This is a genomic window from Calothrix sp. NIES-2100, assembly GCF_963875285.1.
Lineage (GTDB): Bacteria > Cyanobacteriota > Cyanobacteriia > Cyanobacteriales > Nostocaceae > Aulosira.
This window is the reverse complement of sequence record NZ_CAWNLA010000001.1, coordinates 615,548-638,548: the sequence shown is the minus strand read 5'-3', so window position 1 is coordinate 638,548 and position 23,001 is coordinate 615,548. Positions and strand designations below refer to the sequence as shown.

The 23,001-nt window shown below is 35.3% G+C and carries 21 protein-coding genes, 1 tRNA gene and 1 pseudogene; 12 read left to right on the top strand and 11 right to left on the bottom strand.

Annotated features, from left to right (window positions below):
• Positions 1–478 precede the first annotated feature (478 nt).
• The 9 genes from AACU32_RS02495 to AACU32_RS02455 all read left to right on the top strand — a co-directional run bounded on the left by AACU32_RS02495 (position 479) and on the right by AACU32_RS02455 (position 9,273).
• Positions 479–1,432, top strand: coding sequence for a hypothetical protein (locus AACU32_RS02495; protein WP_096597538.1), 954 nt, complete (start codon positions 479–481; stop codon positions 1,430–1,432).
• Between the two features lie 342 nt (positions 1,433–1,774).
• Positions 1,775–2,017 carry a hypothetical protein gene (locus AACU32_RS02490; RefSeq protein ID WP_096597536.1) on the top strand — a complete coding sequence of 81 codons (243 nt, stop codon included), beginning with the start codon at positions 1,775–1,777 and terminating at the stop codon, positions 2,015–2,017.
• A gap of 101 nt (positions 2,018–2,118) precedes the next feature.
• Entirely contained in the window at positions 2,119–3,132 is a 1,014-nt protein-coding gene (locus tag AACU32_RS02485) for a hypothetical protein (RefSeq protein ID WP_096597534.1), read from the top strand.
• Positions 3,133–3,449: 317 nt separating this feature from the next.
• On the top strand, positions 3,450–5,414 hold the full coding sequence (locus tag AACU32_RS02480; RefSeq protein WP_096597532.1) for a DEAD/DEAH box helicase family protein: 1,965 nt from the start codon (positions 3,450–3,452) through the stop codon (positions 5,412–5,414).
• A 286-nt stretch (positions 5,415–5,700) separates the two neighbouring features.
• Complete coding sequence (locus AACU32_RS02475; RefSeq protein ID WP_096597528.1) at positions 5,701–5,994, top strand: hypothetical protein; 294 nt, start codon at positions 5,701–5,703, stop codon at positions 5,992–5,994.
• Between the two features lies 1 nt (position 5,995).
• Positions 5,996–8,044: a DNA polymerase domain-containing protein gene (locus AACU32_RS02470; protein ID WP_096597526.1), complete on the top strand. Its 2,049-nt coding sequence runs from the start codon at positions 5,996–5,998 to the stop codon at positions 8,042–8,044.
• 13 nt (positions 8,045–8,057) lie between these two features.
• Positions 8,058–8,438, top strand: coding sequence for a RusA family crossover junction endodeoxyribonuclease (locus AACU32_RS02465; protein WP_096597524.1), 381 nt, complete (start codon positions 8,058–8,060; stop codon positions 8,436–8,438).
• A 90-nt stretch (positions 8,439–8,528) separates the two neighbouring features.
• Positions 8,529–8,738, top strand: coding sequence for a hypothetical protein (locus AACU32_RS02460; RefSeq protein WP_096597522.1), 210 nt, complete (start codon positions 8,529–8,531; stop codon positions 8,736–8,738).
• A gap of 226 nt (positions 8,739–8,964) precedes the next feature.
• Positions 8,965–9,273, top strand: coding sequence for a hypothetical protein (locus AACU32_RS02455; protein WP_096597518.1), 309 nt, complete (start codon positions 8,965–8,967; stop codon positions 9,271–9,273).
• A 74-nt stretch (positions 9,274–9,347) separates the two neighbouring features.
• Here AACU32_RS02455 and AACU32_RS02450 read toward each other — a convergent pair whose 3' ends face one another.
• The 10 genes and pseudogenes from AACU32_RS02450 to argF all read right to left on the bottom strand — a co-directional run bounded on the left by AACU32_RS02450 (position 9,348) and on the right by argF (position 16,924).
• Positions 9,348–9,602: a hypothetical protein gene (locus AACU32_RS02450; protein ID WP_096597516.1), complete on the bottom strand. Its 255-nt coding sequence runs from the start codon at positions 9,600–9,602 to the stop codon at positions 9,348–9,350.
• 45 nt (positions 9,603–9,647) lie between these two features.
• Complete coding sequence (locus AACU32_RS02445; RefSeq protein WP_339377436.1) at positions 9,648–9,803, bottom strand: ribbon-helix-helix domain-containing protein; 156 nt, start codon at positions 9,801–9,803, stop codon at positions 9,648–9,650.
• A gap of 10 nt (positions 9,804–9,813) precedes the next feature.
• On the bottom strand, positions 9,814–10,584 hold the full coding sequence (locus AACU32_RS02440; protein ID WP_096597514.1) for a KilA-N domain-containing protein: 771 nt from the start codon (positions 10,582–10,584) through the stop codon (positions 9,814–9,816).
• Positions 10,585–10,690: 106 nt separating this feature from the next.
• Positions 10,691–11,023: a hypothetical protein gene (locus tag AACU32_RS02435; protein WP_096597512.1), complete on the bottom strand. Its 333-nt coding sequence runs from the start codon at positions 11,021–11,023 to the stop codon at positions 10,691–10,693.
• 145 nt (positions 11,024–11,168) lie between these two features.
• A complete protein-coding gene (locus AACU32_RS02430) occupies positions 11,169–12,362 on the bottom strand; it encodes a tyrosine-type recombinase/integrase (RefSeq protein ID WP_096597510.1) in 1,194 nt (397 codons plus the stop codon).
• Between the two features lie 109 nt (positions 12,363–12,471).
• Positions 12,472–12,762, bottom strand: a pseudogene (locus AACU32_RS02425) (AAA family ATPase); the annotation flags it as partial.
• Positions 12,759–12,932 (bottom strand): hypothetical protein, encoded by a 174-nt coding sequence (locus tag AACU32_RS02420; protein WP_339377434.1) that lies wholly within the window; start codon positions 12,930–12,932, stop codon positions 12,759–12,761. The pseudogene AACU32_RS02425 and the gene AACU32_RS02420, both read right to left, overlap by 4 nt.
• A 310-nt stretch (positions 12,933–13,242) precedes the next feature.
• On the bottom strand, positions 13,243–14,724 hold the full coding sequence (locus AACU32_RS02415; RefSeq protein WP_096597508.1) for a DNA phosphorothioation system restriction enzyme: 1,482 nt from the start codon (positions 14,722–14,724) through the stop codon (positions 13,243–13,245).
• Between the two features lie 90 nt (positions 14,725–14,814).
• Entirely contained in the window at positions 14,815–15,420 is a 606-nt protein-coding gene (gene lexA / locus AACU32_RS02410) for a transcriptional repressor LexA (RefSeq protein WP_096597506.1), read from the bottom strand.
• A 583-nt stretch (positions 15,421–16,003) separates the two neighbouring features.
• The gene (gene argF / locus AACU32_RS02405) at positions 16,004–16,924 is read right to left on the bottom strand and encodes an ornithine carbamoyltransferase (RefSeq protein WP_096597504.1); all 921 of its coding nucleotides are present in this window, start codon (positions 16,922–16,924) and stop codon (positions 16,004–16,006) included.
• A 232-nt stretch (positions 16,925–17,156) separates the two neighbouring features.
• Here argF and AACU32_RS02400 point away from each other — a divergent pair.
• From AACU32_RS02400 to AACU32_RS02390, 3 genes are all read left to right on the top strand, one after another.
• Positions 17,157–17,228, top strand: a tRNA-Thr gene (locus AACU32_RS02400).
• 446 nt (positions 17,229–17,674) lie between these two features.
• Positions 17,675–18,694: a hypothetical protein gene (locus AACU32_RS02395; protein ID WP_096597502.1), complete on the top strand. Its 1,020-nt coding sequence runs from the start codon at positions 17,675–17,677 to the stop codon at positions 18,692–18,694.
• Between the two features lie 19 nt (positions 18,695–18,713).
• Positions 18,714–20,018, top strand: a complete 1,305-nt coding sequence (locus AACU32_RS02390; protein WP_096597500.1) for a hypothetical protein — start codon at positions 18,714–18,716, stop codon at positions 20,016–20,018.
• A 38-nt stretch (positions 20,019–20,056) separates the two neighbouring features.
• On the opposite strand, the gene AACU32_RS02385 is transcribed toward AACU32_RS02390, so the two are convergent.
• Positions 20,057–22,963, bottom strand: coding sequence for an NHLP bacteriocin export ABC transporter permease/ATPase subunit (locus AACU32_RS02385; RefSeq protein WP_096597497.1), 2,907 nt, complete (start codon positions 22,961–22,963; stop codon positions 20,057–20,059).
• Positions 22,964–23,001 lie beyond the last annotated feature (38 nt).

The window sequence follows — 23,001 nt, the reverse complement described above, 5'->3', positions numbered from 1 at the left end:
AAAAAACTACAAAATTTTTTGTAGTCTTATTGAGAATATCGAGCTTATTGAGAATATCTGTACTATTACAGTAGTACTTAATAAGTAAAAATACTCTAGTACAGTTATTGTCATTAACATGTTTTATTGACAATAGATAGTTAAAAGGTTTTAGATTATCTAAGTACCCTAGAATCCATATATGCTTTTACCCTGGTCTAGAATGCCCTAGGACTTACCAAAGTTATTTGAACGGCTTCTGATAGCTTTTATATAGATATAAGGTTTTTGTGTCCAGATTGAAAAACTACAAAAATTTTTTGTAACTCTGCGATAAATTACAAAATCCAAAAATTGTTAAAGAATTATTATAAAATACTCTTGACAAATTTAAACTTTTGTGCTATAGCAAATAAATTCTATATTTTTAAAATTGAAAAGTGACTTTTTGAATTGCCGGACAAAACACTATAATATTAGTAGTGTTTTCAAAATTATTATGCTTTTACAAGAATCCAAAACAGTTATTATTCCTGATAGCTTTATTCCTGATTTAGTTATCTATCATAATGTTGTAGAAGATTTTGCTTGTCCTGATGGTTTTGCAGCTTCTTGGGTGTGTTATAGAAAGTACTCAGAGATTAACCCTGATTTAGAATATGTTGGCTGGACTTACGATAAAGCGAACCAGGGAATAATACCAGACTTGACAAATTACAAAAATATTTTGGTGGTTGATTTTAGTTTCAAACCAGCTTTTTTAAATTATTGGAAAGAAAGAGGAAAAGCTATTTACGTTATTGATCATCATGAAGGCTTTTTAGAAACTGTTAAAAAATCTAGTTATACCCTAGACAACTTGATTTTTGATGATCAAGAGTGTGGTGCTACGTTAACTTGGAAAACTCTTTACCCTGGACAACCAATACCTAAGCTTCTGCAATATGTACGTGATCGCGATTTATTCATCAAACAATTACAATATTGTGATGAAGTATTTTCAGGACTTTCAAAGTTACGTAGAAGTTTCAATTTGTTTGATCAATTGCTGGAACTAGAAAATATAGATTTTCAATTAGTTTTAGATTTTCTAGTTCCTTATGGTGAGCCATCGGTACTCAAGAAACGTGAAAAGATTCAAATATATTTAAATCGCGTAGAATTTTATGGTGATATTCCGGTTGTTAAGCTTAATAAATCTGATATAGCACTTAAAAGCGATCTTGGTGAAGTACTCAGTAGCTACTATCCATTTAGTAAATTTGTGGTAATCATAAACAAAGGACAACCCGAACATATAAGAATTAGAAGTAGTATTTATACTTATAACACTAATTTGATTGAATTGTTTTCGGATATAGAGTCTATAAGTGGTTTGAAAAATGCTGCCAACTTTAAATGGTATGGATCAGACCAGGGATTAAAAGACTTAATAGTTCAAAAGAGTGTATAACTGTTATAATTAATATAGTCAGCCAATCTACAATACTTATATAACCCGTTTATCTTTTATTGATACACGGGTTTTTATTTTAAAAAGTGACTTTTTGAATAGTTTTTATTTTATATTATAAAAACTTATATATTATACCATGATATTATAAATTATATTTATCTAAATTATATTCAAAATTGGTTGACACTCTTTAAAAGTTTGCTATTATAGATTTGTCGGACAAAATAAAAAGTCACTTTTCAAATTGTCTGACATAAAGTGAAGACATCGGGAAAGACTGAAGATGTGAAGACTTTTAGGAAAGACTAAAAATGTTCTTATTTAGGTAGGTATTTAGAAATGGAAAACAAATCTATTCAATCTCAGTTATTTGACTATAAAGATTGGGATCAGGCTGATACAATGTGTTTTCAATTTTACGATGTAATTTTGAAAATTGATATAGCTGAATTTAAAGTTGGCACAAAATTTCATTGTGTTTACATAGATTTTTCAAAATCTAAGTTAGTTTTAATGTTACCTGATGGTAATTACAAACAATTTCAGTTAAATGTTTCGGTAGGTTCTGAACTAATTAAATAGTTCTTTAACTATTTAAAATTGTCCCGAGCATGACATAAAAGGCTTACAAATTAACTCAAGTAATCTCAATTAACCCAAATTAACTCTAAAGGATTCAAACAATGGCAATTATCAAATTAAGTCTAGAAAATTTCGAGTCTTTACGCAATTTAACTTTTGGAGCAGATGGATATTATCCTGTAACATTTGAACAAATTGAGGAACATTCGTTTTATCCAGAACTAACTAAAATTCTGAAAGCTGTTAAGCCTGATTTTAATGAGAATAACGTTTTTAGTATTCGAGTAAATAATGGATACGCAGATGCTGTTTATGGTTTTTCATTAGTTAAGAAAAACGGGAAAGCGGTTTTACAATTTGGAACAGGTGATGATTTAAATGAAGTTGAAATTGCTTACAAAATTGATCAGGATGATGATTCTGGTGAAGATGTTGTTAAGTTTAAAGCTGGTTTGGCAACTTTAGAATTTAAAGAAAACCAAGGTAATATTATCACATTCTTGAGATTTGGTAAAAATCAGATCTCTATATTTGCCAAATGGCTTTCTAATGTTAAATATGAGGATCTAGAAAATTTAGAAAATGTTAATGATTTAACTTCTGTTTTAGATTCTTTTGGTGTGTTTGGTGTTAAATTGACGGATTTAGTTAGACCTTATGTACGTGCTAATAAACCGTTGAAACCAGCTTTAGTTGCAGATGTTAAGTATTGGGAAATTCAAGAAACACACCCGGAATATGGAGCATCTGTTAAATTTTATATTTCCGGGATTGATCAGGCATTAACTAAAGATGGTGTTTTAATTAAAAATCCTGAAGCTGTTTATGTACCTGCTAATCAAATGTCAGCAATATTAATTAAACAGGAAGGAACCCCCGATAAACCCAGTCTTGCTCAAAGAGCATTAGAGGCAATGGCTAATGGTGGTAAGTTACAGCTTATTATCACCAGTATTGCTAAAAAAGATCCTGAGAAATATAATCCAGGGAATTTGTTAAAAATTGTTCCCGGAAATCAACAACCAGCTAAACCAGCCTTAGCACCAGCAACAACTAAAGTTGTTGAAGCTGTTCAAATTGATGAAAAAGAACTAGCTGTTCTAGAAAAATTCTAGTTCTTTGATTAACCTAAGTATCCCTATTAATTTAGGGATACTTTTTAAAAATCCCGTAATGTTAAGAATTATAACAATATGTTGACACTAATTTATTTCTATGATTTTTGCTTGTTAACTAACATTTTTCTTTACACAACCATATTTCTTTATAGTTATCTGAAAGATTTTGATTGTTTGAAAAATGTTCGGATTCATCTAGTAATTTTATATCTGTTTTTGGTTGTTCCATCATTGCCGATAAACATAATCACTTTTGTTTCTCTGGTTATCCAAGAAATTGAAAGCGATCGCTAATTAACCCGATTAACCTAAAAATGAAAAATACACCAGAATACTTGAAAAATCTTGAACAACAACTCGCTTCAAAATTACGTTGTTACCAAGCTGAAGGAATCCAAGAAATCGACACATTAATAGACCAGGGTGTAAAGTCTATATTACGTCAGAATTTTACAGGAACGGGCAAGAGTGTTGAGCAAAATTATCTAGCTATCAGACACTTAACACAGTCTGAAGATAATATAGTTTTGATGCTTGTTCACAGGGAAGAATTACTCGATAATTTGGCTGATTATTTTCATCAGAATAAAGTCTATATCAGCTTTATTAAATCCGGTTTAAAAACTCTTAGTTCCAGGGTTTATATTGCCAGTGTTGACACTCTTAAAAACAAACTGGATAAATTAGATTTGAAACCTACAATGATAATTGCTGATGAATGTTTTCCGGCAGGAACTTTAGTGGATGGAAAACCAATCGAACAGTATAAGGTTGGTGATTATGTATGGTCTGTTGATGAAAATAATCCTTTTGGTAGCCGTTTAATTAAGAAAAAAGTTACTAAAATTTTTAAAAGTGTTTCTAATGAATTTAGTACTATTAGATTATCAAATGGCAGGATGATAACTTCTACACTCAATCACCCTTATTATGTTTGTGGTAAAGGATGGGTAAAATCAGAAAAGTTAAAAACTGGTGATGAAGTTTTTAAACTTTATAAAGGACGTTGGGAAATTTTAGAAGTTAAAGACACTTATTTACATTTTGAAGATGACACTATTGTTTACAATTTAGAAGTCGAAGATTATCACACGTATTTTGTAGATGATATTTTGGTTCACAATTGTCATCATAGCCCGGCTAAATCCTGGAAAAAGATTTTAGATTATTACCCTGATGCAGTTAAACTAGGATTTTCGGCAACACCAGAACGTTTAGATGGTAAAAGCTTTACAGATATCTACCAAGCTTTAGTAGTTGGTAAATCATATCAATGGTACATTGACAATAATTTTTTAGCACCGTTCCGCTTTGTTAACCCTGGTCACTTTGTATCTTTTGACTTTAAAAAAACTCGTGGTGAATTTGATTTACAACAACAATCAGAAATACTTAATAATGATGTGATTAATGCTGATGCTGTTGAAACTTGGCACAAATTTACACCAGGGTTAAAGACTGTTGTATTTTGTTCAAGCGTTGAGCATTCCAAACAAGTCGTTAACGCTTACAATGAATTTGGACTACAACAGTATGGAAAAGAGATTGCTGTACATTTGGATGGAACAACGGATAAAACCTACCGTAGAGAGTCTCTAAAACGTTTCAAATTGCCTGTAGAACATCCAGACAGTTTGTTAATAATTTCTAATTTTAATATCTTGAGCGAAGGTTTTAATTGTCCAGATGCTTCTGTTACACAATGGCTACGCAAAACAGCATCAGAAATTGTGTACGACCAGGGAAACGGTAGATCTAACCGTTATCAACAAGGAAAGATTCAACACATCATTGACCATGTTGGTAACAAATTAATTCACGGTTATCCAAACAGAATCCGTAGCTTTGATTTAAAAGGTAAAAAGCAACGAGAACTAGAAGCTAAATATAATCTAATTTGTCCTAATTGTTCAGAAATTCTACACAATGATTACAGGATACTTGCAAAAGCGGTAGAAACCATAGAGTGTGATAACTGTGGTGTAACCGTTCTAGTACCTCAACCAAAAATTAGAAAACCTAGACAAGAAAAAGAAATCGATTTGAACGCAGAGATGATTTTAGACACTTGTGACGATTCATACAGTGTCAATATGTCTGCATTATTCAGAAAGTATGAAAACCTAAACAACAAAAAATTTTTTGACGCTTTGATAAATAAGCATCAACATTTAACCCTTGATGATTTTAAATCAGCTTGTGTTTATCGAAACGTGCATGAAAGTTATGCTTACTCGGCTTGGTCTAGAAAGCTACAAAGTGTGCTAAATGTTAAATAGCTTACTAAGTATATTACATGTTTGACAAATCTATAAAGACTAAACTATTATAGATTTGTCGGACAAAATAAAAAGTCACTTTTTGAAATTACAAATATGATACCTAGACTTAAGCTTTTTGACTATTACATCCAGAGAAAACCGTTATTATACAAAAATTGTCTAGTGTATATAACAGAACTCAGTAATTTAACGGATTCTGAACAATGGGCAAAGATTGATAGACCTTTTTCAACAGCCAGACATGAATTTGTATTAATTAATGAATTGAAGGAAATCTAGAATTATGAAAAACACCGAGTTGTCATCAGAATCTAAAAGAATTATTAATAATTATCCAATAATTTTAATAGGGTATGGAATTTCAGGAAAAGTTCCTAAGCAAATTAATTTGTATAGAATTTTAAATTTAGTCACTGAACACAAAAACGATTTACCGGATTATTACCCAGATTTAGCAGATCAAGTTTGTTTTTATAAAGGTGATGATTACAGTTTATTGGAAGATGTTTTAAATGAATATAGCAGCTTAGATTTTTTAAAAGTTTGGGAAAACGGACAAGAAATTAAGGTTAGATAACATGACTATATCCCTGGATAAACCAAAACAATTTAGCGCTAGAAAGGTTGTAGAAATTATCGGTAATCGTATTCATATAGATGAGTCTAGATTAGATTTGTTTCATTATCCTGAATACGATTTACCAGAATGGAAACCAACGATAAATTTAAAACCTTACGCAGAATTAAGTCAATTTTATGTTGATATTGAAACCTCTGGATTGAACCCTGATGTTGATAAGGTTGAATTAATTGGACTTTATAACGAAAAAAATGTAGCGGTTATTATCAATTGTTTGGCTAAACCTATTAACAAACAATTGTTGATAGATAAATTGAATCAAGCTGACACAGAAAATGTTAAATATTCTGGTAATAATTTAGTTGTCATTAATTCAGGTTCAGAAAAACTAGGGCTACAAAAATTTGTTGAAATATTAACTAAAAAGAATCCCGATTTATTTGTAACTTTTAATGGTTTTAAATTTGATTTACCGTTCATTATTAAACGTTGTCTAGTTAATAATGTTAAACATTATTTTTATGTAAATGACAAGCGTGAAACTTGTCATAAAACGGCTCAAAAATGGGGTAAACCACAAACTTATAATGGTATCTGGTTAACTACATATCCTAAAGACAAATGTGCCATTATAGACCTCTATAATCAGGTTCTAGCATGGGATTTTGTAGCTAGGAAGTTAACTAGTCATAGCCTAAAACAATCAGTGTTACAGACTGGCTTAAGGTCAGAAGCTAGACTCGAACTGAGTTATGAAGAAATGAGGGTTGTTGTTAATCAGGGAAAAATAGAGGAGTTTGCGCAATACCTTGTTTATGATTTAGAAGATACTAAATTATTAGGTGATTTTTTAATTCCGGCAATTTACTATCAGAAATTATTTTTACCTGATTGGAAATTGCAAAGCATAAGCCATTCTGGTAACGGTTCAAAACACAATGATATTCTGAAAAAACATTACTCTATTAAAGGTCAAAGTTTACCAGGGACAGACCAAAAATTACTTTTTGAAGGTGGTTTAACTGGTGCTAATGCTGGATATTACAAGTATGTTTCAAAGATTGACGTAGCATCACTTTATCCCAGTATCATGCTAACTTATTGTATTTGTAGTATTAAAGATGTTGATAAGTTTCAGCTTATATTATTGAAATATTTATTAAACTTTAGGCTTGAATTAAAGGCTAAAAAGAAAGCTAAAACAGCCACTAATGAAGAAATACAAACCGAAGGATCATTCAAAATAATGATCAATTCTATGTATGGTTCTCTTGGTACAACAGGAATTGAATTTAATGATTATGTAGCAGCAGCTTTAGTCACAGCTTATGGCAGAGCTATTCTAAAACTGATGGTTAAATTAATACAAGAAAATGGTGGAACCGTTGCGAGCATTGATACTGACGGTGTTTATTATAGTACTAATGATTCTACGTATGAATTGAATAAACAGATTCATAAAATTGTACAGTCACAGATGCCCAAGGGTATCAATTTAGATTATGAACTAGAGGCACAAGCATTTTTTGTACCACCAAATGATATTTACAACGGTATTAAAAGTTCTGTTGTTACAGGAACCGATGAAGATGAAGACGGTATCCGAAACGATGGACTAAAGAAAAACTATATCATCGTTGATTTAAAAGGAAAGCTTAAATCTAAAGGTAAATATGTTAAGCGCGATCGCTGCAAACTAGAGAAAGAGTTTCAGCCTACCCTGGTGCTTAAGCTATTAGAAAGTGTTGAGGCTGCAACAAACTATTATCAAGACATAATTAATCAGATGAAACTTGGTATTTATCCGGTTGAAAACTTAAAAATTACCCGAACTATTAGAAAGGGTGAAATCAAAATGTTATCTCTAGGTTCTGAAGGTGAACAAGTCAGTTACTATTTTGCAGAACCGCAAATAGTTATCGGTAAACGTGGTAAACCTTTAAAAAACAAACAAGAGATCCGTATTACTGAAGGTGTACCAGGTTGGAACTTTTACCAAGACTTGGTAACTAAGATGTTCGATGAAGTTATGCAATTTGTAAAGTAAAAGGTTAAAAAATATGGAATTAACATTTAAAATCCCTGGTTCAATCCCTGGTAAAGCCAGACCAAGAGTAACTCGTAACGGTACTTATATGCCTCCAAAATATGTTGAATTTAAGGTAAGTTCAAGAAAATTTTTACCTAAAGTTTCACAACCGTTAACACCACCTATATCAATTAAAATAGCTTTGATAGGTAGTCATAAATCAGATTTAGATAACATAGCGGGAACTATCCTAGATATTTTAGTTGACCAAGGAATACTTGATAATGATTCTAGTAAACAAGTGCCTGATATTCACATTACTAGGTTTGAAAGTTCTAAAGAAAAATTTGCTCAAGTAACATTAAGTGAAATTTCTAAATTCACTTATAAAGATTATTTAAAAGCTGTTTAAATTAAAAAGTCACTTTTTGACCATGCCAATTTATGACAACACTTGCCAAGCTTTGCTATAATATGTCAAGTGTTGTCAATTTTATTATGTATGCCTAAAACCAAAATGCTACAGTGCATCTATGATAAATCTATTAAGGATATTGCAACTATCCAGGGTAAAGGATTTAGCGATCGCACTTTAAGACGCTTGATAGCTAACAACGAGTTAAGGCAAGGCTATCACTATATTAGAACGGGAACGGGTATCTTAAAATTTAACCTTGACCGATTTAACGAATACTTATCAGGAATTCAGTAACATGTTTGATTTTAATAAGGGTTTTACGTATCCGGTAGACAGATGTTATTATTTCATAATCAATGAAGATGAAGAAAAACCGGGAAATTATATTTGCCAAACATCTGTAAAGTTTTACAACCCTAAAGTTTTAGGAATGTATGAACAAAAATCTTTTAAACGTTCATTTTATTGGAAAGAAATACAAACTTATCAAAATTTGTAGATTCAAACCAATTTCAACAAAATGTTTGATTTAACGAATACTTATCAGGAATTTAGTAACATGTTTTCAAGAATGATAAAAACTAAACTTTTTCATTTTGGCAACGGAACCGTTTTAGATGTCTCTAAAATAGTTTATGTAACTGGTGTGTGTTCAAATGAATTTTTTTCTTTAAAAAGTGGTGAAGTTTCAACTAGTTATGATTTTACCGTAAGTTTAATAAACGGTAAGGAAATTAAATATTCAAACGAAAATTTTGAACACGTTGAAAATTTAAAAATACAATTATTACATGCTTGGTCAAAGTATTCAGAAAGATTTTCTGAGTAATTACTAATGTTTTGGAAAATAATAAACCCTGGTCAGTTTTGATATTGACCAGGGTTTATTTTATTGGCTATCTATTACAAGTCTAGTAACTTTCTAAATTGTCGCTTCATGTTTTCTGTACCTACTTTTAAACCATTGTGATATTCGTTATACATGGCGTTTACAATCTGTTTAATCAAGCTTAAATCAGTTGTTTGAAAAATGATACAAGTATCGTAATCTTCATCATATATTTCGCAGTAATCATCGTGAATTAAAATGTGATGGTCATCAATAAACAATTCTTGTTTTTGTGAATTAAATTTCATTTTACTGTTACCAATACCCATGATTCTTTTCCTTTTGTGTTAGCGAGTGAATTGATTTTTTAACGTTTAGTAACCGTTGTTATCTAGCCAATTGACAATGATAAACTTGAGCAACTCAGAACGATTTTTAGAGTTTGTTGACTTTACTGTGTTGTCTATTCTAGAGAGAATTTCTTCAGGGATATAAAAGCCGATGTTTTTTCCTAAAGGTTTACCACCCATTATTTTTTACTCACTTTTTATTTACTTGTTGTTTAGCTTTTTTGATGTTTGCAGCCGTAACTGCTTCAATAGGTTTGATGTTATCTTCATCAATGAACTCAGCAACTCTAGCTTCAGCGCGTTCTAAAGTTCTCAGACTATTAGCATCGATATGATCACGGCTTTCATTTCTAGAACATCCTAAGAACTGTTCTAAATTCTTAGCGTCAACATTCCATAATGCTTGGTAAATTGCGTTAGTTGTCACAGCATACATTGCATGAATAGGTCTAGATGTTGCACCAGGGTTACGCTGATACCAATCTCTGATCGCGTCTGTTAAAGGTAATCTACCGTTATCAATTCCTGAACGTCTGACTTTATCCCAGATTAAAAGTAATTGTTTTTGAGCTTCTTCCGCTTCATTTGTTAGAGCTTGAAAATTACCATTAATTACGTGCCATAGAGTTTTATTAGCCCAAAATTTGAAATCAACAGATGACCAAGCTGCTAAATCTAAAGCTATTAAATGGTGTATCCAAGTTCCTCTTAGATTAATATCTCCGTGTAGTATCTGTATAATTAAGTCCGTCCCTGAGAAGGACTCACTTAGTTTAACTAAGTATTCCTGTGTTTTACTATACTCTAAATACTTAGCCCATCTTTTTCCACTCGCTTTACACATTTCTGTGGCGTTAACATATCCTTTAGGAATTAACACACCACTAATTAATGTTTCTTCAGATGTTTGGCTAATCACTTGATTAGCGTATTGATGAGATGCTAAATTAATCTCAGCCATTACTTATCACTGTAAGTTATTGGTTAGTGGCAGGTTTGAATTAACGGTTCTTGCCTGCCATGTCTTTATACTACATCAGCTTTGAAAGCAAGTCAATGAGTATTTATTACTTATTGAAATAACTTTTAGCAAATTCACCAGAAATTTTTACACAAAAAGCATTCTCATTTGTAAATGCTTTTTGTTCTTTTGTTGGAAAATATTTAACTAAATTTTCAGACACTTTAAGAATTATTTGGCTAGTGTTTGTTGCAAAATATTCTCCAACTTTTATATTTTGAAAAGTTGTTTTTTCGTTTTTAGAAACTAAATCATTTAATTCTTTAAAAAACAAAGCTTGTTTTTCTGACTCTGCAAAAATACTGAAATGTTTCAAAGGGTAGGAATCCTGTGTAATTACTGTAACGTTTTTTTCGTTGTCAACTTGGTAATAATTCATGTTTTCTCTCGGTTGGTTGTGTTTGTTTCTATGTCTCTATATTAGACAAGCTTTCAAAGCAAGTCAATAAGTATTTATTACTAATTTAAATAAAACAATAATTCTATAATTCGATGATATCGAACAATCAAATTACAACCGATATCTATAATTCAGGAACCTTAAGATCCTTGTTAAACCCTGCATAGTGCTTGTAAATTATCTCTGGGCTATTGCCTACCCAGTTTGCAACGTCTTTGGCATCTATACCAGAGTCTAGACATAGCGTGATAAATGTGTGTCGAGTCTGGTATGGATTCTTGTAACTTGATAGCTTACCCTGGTCAATCAAGTCTTTAATTATCCCGTTTTTCCATACATTGTATTGCCAGTACTTGAAATCTATCAGTTGCTTGTTGTACTTGTTAGTAAAAATAAATTGTTCAGGCTTATGGCTAGACAATTTAAAATCTAGAATGATCTGGTGTAACTGGTCATTAATTGGAAATTTTCTTTTACGCTGAGTCTTTAAACTGTTCTGAATATGCTTTTGACTTTGAACTAAAATCTGTTCAAAAATTATAAATTTTTCATTCAGATTTATATGTTTCCATTGCAAGGCTAGTGCTTCACTCGGTCTAGCACCAGTAAAAAATAAAAACTGGACAAGGAACGAATAGCAACCATATTTTTTACTGTGTTCAAAAGCATCAATAATTAAGTCTCGCTCAGTTCTCGTAAACGGATTTATGTCTAGTTCTTGCTTTTTGGGTTTTGGTAACGCTTTAATCACATCAATGAACGGATTGCTTTCTATAATTTTTTCATTGACTGCCCAGCTACAACAGCGTGAAATTTCTGATAAATATTTACGGACAGAGTAAAGCGTTTTAGTTTCAAGTAAAATATTTTTGATTTTTAGAGCGTCTGTGACCAGGGTGAACTGTTGTGATTGTATCCAATTGTTAACCTGTTCTAGCCTAGATTTAATTGTATTCAGGCTGTAAACGTTTCTCTTTACATCAATATATCTAGGGAACAGAATTTTCAAGTCACTAGAGTTAATGACACGAGTCTCGTTAACTATCCAATCATCCCAGTTAAATTTACCAGCTTCTAGCTGACCATTAACTATCTTGATTTTTTGCAAAACATACTTTAACCCGTTTTCAGTTAAAGTACCGTGTTTACCCATGCTTATGAATTGCTGGTAAGGTTTTGCAGAGTCTTTTTTCAACCAGGGTTTAACGGGTAGTGTGCCACGTAACCATAATTTATTATTCTTAATGACAATTGATACATAACTTTTGGTTATCTTTAATTTCTCGTTTTCTTGTGCAACCCTGGACTGAATATCCATAAATTAGTACCAGATCTAAAAACGTATCTAAAATTATGGCATTTCTTGGCTATTTTTGGCATAATTTGGCATAAGCTAAAATATTTTTAAAACGGTTGAAAGCCTTGTAATAACGTTGTTTCAAGCTATTAAATAGAAATTCTACCCAGCATTCTACAGCTTGCTTGTGTTTAGCTTCCGCGATCGCTCTTTTATTAACTAGCTGTTCTACCGAGGCAAATGCTGCACTAAACTTCTCATATAATACCCACGTAAAGGCATTGAGTAAACTGGTTTTTCCTGAGCCATTATTACCATGAATTATCGTGGTGTTAAGAACATCTCCTCCGGAAAGCACTATCTCTGGTGTTGTACCATAAAAGGAGCGAAAGTTGCACAGCTTAATTGAAGTCAGCTTCATCGCACCTCTTCCTTAATTATCACCAAAATTTCATCGTTAATGTGGCTGTTAATTCGCTTATCTAGTCTGCCTTTTTCCAGCTTCCATACCCGTTCAATAATCTGCCTTACTGCCGGTGGGGCGCTGGTAATTGGCTCCTGCACATCATCAATATTTTGATCTGGTGACATTGCGGATGGTAGATACTTTTTTCTTTATTTTACTGCGCTTTGCGTGTCATTGGTCATTGGTCATTGGTCATTTGTTTTATAGGTTGTAAATTGGCGAATTTTTTGAGAGGAAAGGCTTTATTTACAACTAATATGCTGGTATACTATATAATATAATGGGATATAAGCTTTCATAAAAATTTTGCTTACATCCCATTATATTAGAATCCATAAAATTATTATTTCACACTTCTGCCCCCATCATCCACTATTACGAAAATTTTTACAAAAATCAATACAAATTGTTGGCAAGCTATCAAAAATCTATGTTTCATATATCTAATAGACCATAGCGCTTTTGTAAAGCAAGTAACTTCATCCTTGCCTCACCGGCGTTATCAGCTAAATCGGCAAACTCCACAAAGCGCCGCAATTCTTTCTTTAACAAATTGCGCTCAACTTCTATAGTTTCCCTGTCTAAATCTGGCGGTAAAACAATCATGTCGTAAATAATGGCGCGTTCTTTTCCAGGATGAGGACGTAAAACGCGCCCGCGTCTTTGGATAAACTGACGGGGATTCCCAGAACTTGATAAAATCACCGCAGTTTGAATTGCTGGGATATCAACTCCTTCATCTAAACAGCGAATGGCAACCAAACCTTGCAATTCTCCGCTTTCAAATTGACACCGTAAAAGTTCTCTTTCTTGTAAAGAAGTTTGAGCAGTGTAGGTACTAACTTTATACCCCAATTCTACACCAAGAATTTTGGCAACGGCTTTGAGTTGACGCAACGATGAACGTTGTCCCGCCTCCTGTGAACCATCACTGCAATAAAATAAGGTGTGGGTAGTATCTTTGCGAGTCGCCATTAATTCCCGCAAAGCAGTTAACTTGTTTTCTGCTGCACCAATTAACCTAGCGCGTTGCATTAACAATGGTTTCAAATCTTCGTTCGCTTCAAAATCCCCCGCTTCTCCATTTTCTCTTTCCCGATACAGAAGCGATCGCCCAATTCTGCGGGTTAATTTTAAATAGGCAATACTTTCTGCCTCTGTTAACTCCACCAAAATCGGATAATACAGATAATGTACCAAAGCACCTTGAGCGATCGCATCCCTTAAGGTAAATTCTGGCTGAAGCACAGCACCGAAATAATCAAACAAAGATTGAGTACCATCATCATCAAAGTACCTTTCCGGTGTGGCAGACAAAGCCAGCCGCAACCCAACGCGGCGTGGTAAACTTTCTTCTAACTTCGGTGCGCCTAAGTTATGGGCTTCATCACCAATAATCAAAGTTCTGTCGGGAAAATATTTCACCTGTGACTGAAAACCATCGCCAATTAAAGTGGAGTTGGTAGTAATCACCGTGACAAACCTTTGGGAACCAGAACGCAGATTATAGATTTGGGTAGAGAGTTGACTTTGCCAATTGCGGACATCAAGGAATGCTAAAATCGGCTGCAAGTTAAATTTTTCGCATTCTCGCGCCCATTGAGTGACAAGATGACGATAGGGACAAACGACAACCAAGACTTGTAAATTAATCTGCTGATATAATTCACAAGCGATCGCCAATGCTGTGATAGTCTTACCACTACCAGTAGCCATTTTTAGCGTACCTCTGCCATTGTTAGCAAACCAGCTAGTCATAGCTTGTTGCTGATATTGCCGCAATTTCAGAGATTGCGGCATTTTCGGGCATCCTGGTAATAGTCTTTGAGTTTGATAACTGCCCGAATTTTCCCTTAACAATGGTAATCGTAAGGGAAAAACGGGCAGTTGCTGCACTCGATTTAGCGTCAGGTACATAACAAGTCAGTTGTCAGTTGTCAGTTGTCTCCCTTGTCTCCCCTTGTTTCCCTCATCCCTCCCTAACCCCTAGCCCCTAGTCTTTAACTCCTAGTTATAATCACGCCAAACGGCGATTAAAGAACCTTGCACCTGTACATGAACAGCAGGAACTTCAATGGGATTATATTTAGGATTAGCGGGTTTGAGGGTAACGCGATCGCCGCTGCGATAAAAGCGCTTTAATGTAGTACCATGTCCATCAACTCTGGCGGCGACGATAGTACCATTTTTGAGTTGATTTGGTTCTGCTACTGGACGCAAAAATACTAAATCGCCATCCGCAATTAAATCTTCAATCATGCTGTCGCCAGCTACCCGCAAAGCATAACTTTGGGGAGGTAAGGCAAAATTAGTAATATCTAAATGTTCCACAGCATCGGTGAAAGGTTCAATTAAACCTCCAGCAGCAATAGTACCTAAAATTGGTACACCCGTTGCCACAGGACGCAAAATCCTGATTGTTCGCGCCTTACCTTCAGTCCATTCGATATAGCCTTTAGTCCGTAAATGTTCTAAACGACTTTGAATTGGTGCTGGTGACTTTAAATTCATCGCTTGCATCATTTGCCGAATTGAAGGCGAATGCTGATGCGTTCGGATGTATTCTCCCAGCCATTCATACAATTCTTGTTGAGCTTCGGTTAAACGTTCCATAATTTTGTTGGGAAGTAATTACAAATGTCCCTAGAACATTAGTACTACATAAAATCCCATATAAGCAAGATGAAAGTGAAAATAAATATCTGGCAATGCTATTTAATTTGAGAATTCATTGATGAAGAGAGGGAGGAGGAAAGAAAGCAGATAATGGATGAGTCCGTTTTTAACGAGTGATTTAAGATTACTTTAGCAGTTCTCTTGGAGATAGGGGACATCCAATTTTTTAAATACCCAATAAATTTGTAGTGCGAGAGTCTCGCTCGATGAATGAACATCAGCGAGCAAGATGCTCACACTACGGAATATGGGTAATTTATTGCTTTTAAGTCCCTAGAAGATATATTGAGCTAATTTTTTGAGACTTTGATAAATACGGGATAATTTTACAGAATTTTGCCAACTTCAGCTTTGTGTTTGCCCACAGGTTTTAGGGGGCGGGTTAAGCTAGATAATCGTGAATGATTGAATCATATCTGTGAACCCGCCCCTACTGCTTGTGAGACATCAGGGTTTAATTTGCACGGAATACGCCAATCTAGCCCCTAGCCCCTAGCCCCTAGCCCCTAGTCCCTAGTCCCTACTCTGCGCCTAAAATACTAGCCAACAAAGCTTTTTGGGCGTGCATCCGATTTTCCGCCTGATCCCAAACCCGTGATTGGGAACCTTCGATGACAGCTTCAGTAATTTCTTCACCACGATGAGCTGGTAGGCAGTGTAAAACAATAGCTTCACGGTCAGCAAGACTTAATAACTGCTCAGAAATTTGGTAAGGTTGGAAGATGGGAAAGCGATCGTCTGCTTCTGATTCTTGTCCCATACTTGCCCAGACATCAGTGTAAAGTACAGCAGCCCCCTTAGCGGCAATTTCTGGGTCATGGGTGAGGAGAACTTCAGTTTGATTATTGGCGATCGCTCTTGCCTGTTCTACAATTCCATTATCAGGTTCATAGCCTTGAGGCGTAGCGATTCTCACATTCATTCCCGCCAAGGCACAGCCCAACATTAAAGAATTGGCGACATTATTCCCATCACCCACATAGGTCAAAGTTAACCCTTTGATGCTACCAAAGCACTCTTGAATCGTCATTAAATCTGCCAATACCTGACAAGGATGTTCCGCATCAGTCAGGGCATTAATTACCGGAATTTTGGCATAGTTGGCAAAAGTTTCCAACTCTTGTTGAGCAAAAGTGCGAATTGCCAATACATCCAGATATCGATCCAACACCCTAGCTGTATCTTGCACTGGTTCCCCACGACTGACTTGGGTAACATTAGGGTTGAGATCAATTACCTGTCCACCTAGTTGGTACATCGCCACTGTAAAACTCACGCGCGTGCGAGTAGAAGCTTTAGAGAACAACAACCCCAAAACTTTATTACAGTGTAACTTGAGCTTTTGTGATTTGAGTTGAGTTGCTAGTTGCAGAAGTTCCTGAAGTTCTGTAGAACTCAGATCAGCCAGACTTAATAAATCTCGTCCGTTCAACGCTACCATGCTTTGTGAATCTGTAAAGAACCAGTGATGTTTTTCTATGCCTTGAGCCAGCCCTATGAAAAATTATCGCCTTAAAACTTTACCAGATATTTTGCTGTCGAGGGGAGATGGTCAACAGTCAACAGTCAACGGTCAACAGTCAACAAAAAATTTTCTCGCCTCCTGCTAGACAATAAACTTGTTTATGCTATAATTCAAAATCGGTGAGTGCGTAAAGCGATTCGCAAAATTTGCCAGCATAGCACAGTGGTAGTGCATCCGACTTGTAATCGGAAGGTCGTCGGTTCAAATCCGACTGCTGGCTTTATCCTTATTGTCGATTAACTAATTATTTGTCGCTGTTCAGAAATTTGTATATTTTTACACATAATTTACACATAATTAGAACCTGTCTATTATAACTTCCATTAGTTTTAAACATATAAACTTCCCATCTTTCAAGCCACTTCAATCTCAAACTGTTATTAAAACCCTTGTATTAAAAGATTCTTCTGGAAAAGTTTAGGTAATTTTAGAGAAAAAAAGCGATCGCATCTTTAAAATTATTTCCATTTGAGGTAGAGAACCTGCTTTCTGAACAACATGAAATATATCTATACTAATAACCGCATAAATGCTGAGGTTTTTGTATAGAACATATTTTATTTTATAAGTATTATCTTTTGATACTGATTCTTCAAAACAATTACTTAATAGTAGTTGGGGTTATATATATTGGATTTAATTGTTAAATATTGGGAGTATGCAGCAATGAAAGAGTTTGGATTAACTGTAGAACAAACCATAATCATGTTTAGCTATCAGTATCATTTAGTATTAGCAGATATTGAATATGAACCAAATTATGCAATTAAAATTAAGTCACTAAAGAAAGAATGGTTAACTAAATGGAAAGAATCAACAGAGATTTTTCTAAAAGGTCAAGTCAATGAAGATGATACTGGAAACTCTTATTTTCATTTAATTACAGATTTTGAATTACTAAAGAAGCTTGTTACACCAATAAAAAATGATAAAGGTAATAAATTAACATTATATCTAATACTTTTAGAAGTTATTCTTTTTAAACCATATTATTTGCTCGGTAATACTAGTGATGAACAGTTTAAGAATCTCAAAATAACAGATGAGGAAAAACTGACGATTAAAATGAAAGTCTTTGCTAGAACGCTAGATATAGACTCAGAAATTGTTACACGTTTTAAGTCTAATTATAACGAGGCGGTTAATGGGATTAAAGGTGGTTTCAATCCTTGGTTAGTAGGTGTATTGGGGGCAATTGTACTAGCAGTAGCAGCTGCATTTTTCACTCCTGCTATAGCAGCTTTATTAGCACCAATACTAGCACCTGGCCTTTCTGGCGCAGCAGCAGTATCAGCTGTTTTAGCTGCTCTTGGTGGTGGTGCGATCGCAGCAGGTGGATTAGGAATGGCTGGTGGTTTTGCAGTAATTGTTGCCGGTGGTGCGATTTTGGGTGCTGGTGCTGGTGCTGGCGTTGGCGCTTTATTTGCTCAATCTCCGGATACGGCTCTAACCCAAGCCGCCAAACTGGAAGTAGTAATGAAAGAGATTGTACATATTCAAAAAGATATTCGTTTAGCCCAAGAAATTATTAAAGAGCAAAGACAAGCTATTCGCTCTCTTGAGGACGAAAGAGATGATTTAATTCTTAATAAAGAAAAGGAAAACAATAAGCAAAAAATTGAGAATCTTGAAAAGGCTCTTGAATATTTGAAGAACGCATTAAAGAGAAACCAAGACTTACTATAACTAATTTATCCATTGACTTATGTCCGGTTTAATAAGTTGGGATGATGAATTTTCAGAAGCCAATCAAAAAATAAAAGATATACATACAAGTTTTGATAGGCTTCGTCAAGATCAACAACAAGAGTCAGACGAACTTCTAAAATTGCAAGAAGAGGTAATTAGTTTAGCTAAAGCCATAGGAGTTTCTGAAGAATCTATAGAAAAAATATTAGATTCCAATATAGAACCATATTCTCGACCAAATAGATTAGAATGGGACGATGAATTTTTATGCAAATATAATTCTTCAATTCTTGAAACTGACGTTCGAGAAGAGGTATTTAGAAATCCATGCACTATACCTTCTTTATCTAACTTAGATTATACAATTGTTGGTATAGCTGGCTTAGTTGCTAATATTTTGGATTTTTTAGTTGTCAAAATTCCTAAAGACATTAATTATTTAGGAAAATTCAAACAAGAAGGAAGTAACTTTACACATTGGTTAAAAACATTGGGAATTGATGAAGAAGGAGAATTATCTCCTTTCTTAAAGTGGTGTGAAGATACATGTAAAGTTTCTTACGATCAAAGTATTAATTCAAATATTAAAGGATTTAACCCTAGAAGTCATAGGCTATTAAGCCTTGGACACGATCCACTATTTGGGTTGATATTTGGTACTTTGGATATTCTTAATGGCACAATGACCGCTTTTGACAGCAATGGTAAACTTCATATTGTGAAAACATTTGATATGCCGTTGGCAGATAAGGCTTTTGCTCCTCTAATTTGGCTAGGACATATCGTTTCCGATATGTGTACTAAAATGGGAGTTCCTATACCTGGCTGGGCATTTCTTCAGCTAATACAGTTTGGCTCTTTTGGTTCGGATAAAAAAACTATTGCGGATATATCTAGATGGATGTATCTAAATGGTTATGATTTAAGGCACTTTGTTACAATGTCTCTTCCTGTAGCCGTCATCGAATTGATTGTGAGAGCTTATCATTATCTATCATCATTAGACAATCCAGAACAGCTTCAAACTTCTCCTTATACTTCTATTACAATAAAAGAATTGCATCAAATTAAATCTAAGCTAAAACTTCGGAAAATGTTGCTTTTAGCTCATGCTGTGGCAGCAACTGGAAATGCTGTAAAACTATTTACATATTCAGGTAATCCTTTAGCAATTAATCTTCCTCAATGGATTTTTTTAATCAAAGAAAGTGTAAAAATGATCCAGGCAGTAAACAGAGATACCACCCCTGAAAAGATTATTCGTAATCGTGAAAAAATCAATAATGTTTGGCAGGAAATTAAAAATATTCATCTTGAGTAAATTAATATTTCCTCAAACTTCCAATTAGTAATTCCCAATTACAATCGCTGTCGCTGAATCAATTGACTGAATAATCCTGGTTGCTGGGCGAGTTGCTCAAAATTACCTTGTTGGACTAACCGCCCATTTTGCAAAACATAAATGCGATCGGCGTTGCGAATGGTACTCAGGCGATGAGCAACAACAATTCGGGTTACATTGAGCTTTTCTAAACTTTCGCTGACAATCGCCTGGGTGCGGTTATCTAAGGCGCTGGTGGCTTCATCAAAAACCAAAATCCGGGGACGTAACGCCAAAGCCCTGGCAATGAGTAACCGTTGTCGCTGTCCACCGGAAAGGTTTGTTCCACCTTCGCTAACTACGGTATGCATCCCCATTGGCATGGCGGCGATATCATCGGCTAAACCTGCCATCCTCGCTGCTTCCCAAGCTTCTTCCATTGAGATGGCGGCGTTACTGGAAATGTTTTCAAAGATGGATGCAGACATTAAGCGGCTGTTTTGCAACACCACCCCTAACTGACGGCGAACGGCATTCACATCTAATCCGGACAGTTCTTGCCCATCATAATTAATACTACCCGATTCTGGTGTGTCAAATCCTAATAACAATCTAAATAAAGTAGACTTGCCACTCCCAGAAGGCCCCACTAAGGCGATAAATTCTCCTGGTTCTGCCCGTAAGCTGACATCATCTAAAGTGAGTGCGCCATCAGGGCGATAGCGAAAGATTACATGGCTAATCTCAACTCTGCCTGATAATCTCCCTGGGTCACTTTTGCTACTATCAACTTCTGGGGTAGCTTGGAGAATTGGTTGGGCGCGTTCCCATAAGGGTAAGGCTTCTAAGATATCTACAGCGGTACTGCTTAAACTCGTCGCCCCACTAATAAATGTACCAAATGCAGCATTAAAGGCTAAGAAAGTTCCCGTAGAAAAACTTCCACCATTCGCCTGGGATTGTTGGAGTAAATTGGTGGCGAAGGCAAAAATTATCACGGGAGTTAAGGCGGAGAGAAGATTATTAACTACTACCAAATTATCTTCAATACTTTGAGCATCGAGCATATAGCGTAATTGTTGCCGATATTGCCCACCCCAGTAAGCAAATGCTCTCGCTTCTGCGCCATTGGTGCGGAATTTTGCCACACCGTTGATAATTTGTACCATCATCCCAAAAAGTTTACCTTGCATTTCCAGTAAGGGGCGGACTTTGCGGATGGTGAGCATACCGGAAATAATGGTGACAGCAATATTAATTAAGGCGACGAATAAGGCAATCAGGGCTAAGGAAGGACTGTAGTAAAACAGCAATCCTAAATTTAACAGGGAAAAGAAGCTAGAAAATAAACTTTTGAGGATAGTATTGCTGAGTTTTTGGCGAATTTGGCTGATAACAGAAACACGGGCGCTTAAATCACCGATGGAATATTGGCGGAAAAATGACGCTTTGAGATTTAATAATCTATCCCAAATTGCCGCTTGGGTGGAAGTATCGGCAAAGGTTTCCAAGCGCATAATCGCTATCCCTTGGGTGAGTTGAAATAGGGTTGCGCCTAGGGTTGTGGCTACTAAACCGAAGGCAATTTGGTATAACAGCGATTTGTTTGCATCGGGAATCGCTTGATCAATCAAGATGGCGGTGGCTTGGGGTGTAATCATCCCCAATAATGCGATCGCAATTCCCGCAAATAAAATTGTTGTCAGTTCCTTTGAACGCCCTTTAAACGCAAACTGCACCAAGTTCAACACCTTGAGGTTACCTGGTAAAGGACGATAAAAGGTGTAAGCTGTAGGAGATATCGTTGCAGCCGTTTGGCGATCGCACTTTATCCGCTTTTGCTGCAATGGATCGATAATTTCGTACCGCGTCTCTGATACTGGTAACAGTGCCACTGGGCGGTTATCGGCGACAGTGTAAGCTAATAAAGGCCCACTATCTTGCTGCCACCAATTATCCCGCAAAGTGATGCGCCGGATGCGGATACGGGACGCACGAGCGATCGCATCTAAGGGATCGCGTACTCGGCGCAAGTCTTCTGAGTTAGCCGGGGGTTGAATGGAAATACCCAATACTTTTGCTACTGCACCAGCGGCAAATAACAGTGCTTCTTCGGAGGTGAGCGATCGCTTGCTGGGCGATGTTTGCGTTGTTTCGGCATCAAAGATATTAGCAAAGTTATCGAGAGTAGATGCGATCGCCTGATTATTCAACCTTTCTCTGGCTTGAAACCGGGCTAATTCGGCGGTATTGGCTTGTTGTTCGAGTTGGGAAATTGCTTGTAAAACAAATATTTGTAAATGATGTAATCCGGTTAATAATATTTGCGTATCGTCTAAATCTGAACTAGATATGGCATCAATTTCAATCACATCTCTTGCTTCTACCCAGAGATATCCTTGTAAAGGAATGCGTCCGATATCTGATGTGATTTCTAAATTATCTAAGCCTAATAAATTTCCCTTTCCTTGAAGAATTTGTGTCCAAGCAACCATGTCATGTGGGGCTTGAAATATTTCCTGACTACCTAATATAGTACATCCGGGAACTTTAGCGGGTGTGGGGATTCTGGGGGAGATAATTTCGGCAACGGATGAACTAAGAAGGTTTACCCAATCTTCAATTAATTCAGGGGTATAAGTTGGAGAAAATTCGGCTTTTGTAATTGGGAATAGTTCGGTTTCTTCTAAAGCAACTGCGAGGATTTGATAATGTCCATCAGGTGAGGTTAGTTTAGCACAGAACATGGCTGCGCCTGCTTTGACGCTAAATAAATAACGTCGTCTACCTTTGGGAATGCCATGTTGGACGTTGATGGAGAAGATGGCGAGGGAACCGGATTTGACTAGCCAAATTGTTTCTGGGTTGTCGAGTAATAAGGGGTCGTTATTTTTGAATATATATGATTCACTGAGTGGGTTGGTTTGGTTTTCTTCAGCTAGCATAGTTAAATATTTGATATAAGGATTTATTTATTCTTTGC

Coding starts and splice junctions, on each gene's coding strand:
- lexA (WP_096597506.1), bottom strand. CDS start 15,420: ATGGAACGTTTAACCGAAGCTCAACAAGAATTGTATGAATGGCTGGGA.
- AACU32_RS02450 (WP_096597516.1), bottom strand. CDS start 9,602: ATGGGTATTGGTAACAGTAAAATGAAATTTAATTCACAAAAACAAGAA.
- AACU32_RS02445 (WP_339377436.1), bottom strand. CDS start 9,803: ATGGGTGGTAAACCTTTAGGAAAAAACATCGGCTTTTATATCCCTGAA.
- AACU32_RS02385 (WP_096597497.1), bottom strand. CDS start 22,963: ATGCTAGCTGAAGAAAACCAAACCAACCCACTCAGTGAATCATATATA.
- AACU32_RS02480 (WP_096597532.1), top strand. CDS start 3,450: ATGAAAAATACACCAGAATACTTGAAAAATCTTGAACAACAACTCGCT.
- AACU32_RS02490 (WP_096597536.1), top strand. CDS start 1,775: ATGGAAAACAAATCTATTCAATCTCAGTTATTTGACTATAAAGATTGG.
- AACU32_RS02420 (WP_339377434.1), bottom strand. CDS start 12,932: ATGTCACCAGATCAAAATATTGATGATGTGCAGGAGCCAATTACCAGC.
- argF (WP_096597504.1), bottom strand. CDS start 16,924: ATGGTAGCGTTGAACGGACGAGATTTATTAAGTCTGGCTGATCTGAGT.
- AACU32_RS02485 (WP_096597534.1), top strand. CDS start 2,119: ATGGCAATTATCAAATTAAGTCTAGAAAATTTCGAGTCTTTACGCAAT.
- AACU32_RS02470 (WP_096597526.1), top strand. CDS start 5,996: ATGACTATATCCCTGGATAAACCAAAACAATTTAGCGCTAGAAAGGTT.
- AACU32_RS02460 (WP_096597522.1), top strand. CDS start 8,529: ATGCCTAAAACCAAAATGCTACAGTGCATCTATGATAAATCTATTAAG.
- AACU32_RS02435 (WP_096597512.1), bottom strand. CDS start 11,023: ATGAATTATTACCAAGTTGACAACGAAAAAAACGTTACAGTAATTACA.
- AACU32_RS02465 (WP_096597524.1), top strand. CDS start 8,058: ATGGAATTAACATTTAAAATCCCTGGTTCAATCCCTGGTAAAGCCAGA.
- AACU32_RS02455 (WP_096597518.1), top strand. CDS start 8,965: ATGTTTGATTTAACGAATACTTATCAGGAATTTAGTAACATGTTTTCA.
- AACU32_RS02390 (WP_096597500.1), top strand. CDS start 18,714: ATGTCCGGTTTAATAAGTTGGGATGATGAATTTTCAGAAGCCAATCAA.
- AACU32_RS02475 (WP_096597528.1), top strand. CDS start 5,701: ATGAAAAACACCGAGTTGTCATCAGAATCTAAAAGAATTATTAATAAT.
- AACU32_RS02495 (WP_096597538.1), top strand. CDS start 479: ATGCTTTTACAAGAATCCAAAACAGTTATTATTCCTGATAGCTTTATT.
- AACU32_RS02430 (WP_096597510.1), bottom strand. CDS start 12,362: ATGGATATTCAGTCCAGGGTTGCACAAGAAAACGAGAAATTAAAGATA.
- AACU32_RS02395 (WP_096597502.1), top strand. CDS start 17,675: ATGAAAGAGTTTGGATTAACTGTAGAACAAACCATAATCATGTTTAGC.
- AACU32_RS02440 (WP_096597514.1), bottom strand. CDS start 10,584: ATGGCTGAGATTAATTTAGCATCTCATCAATACGCTAATCAAGTGATT.
- AACU32_RS02415 (WP_096597508.1), bottom strand. CDS start 14,724: ATGTACCTGACGCTAAATCGAGTGCAGCAACTGCCCGTTTTTCCCTTA.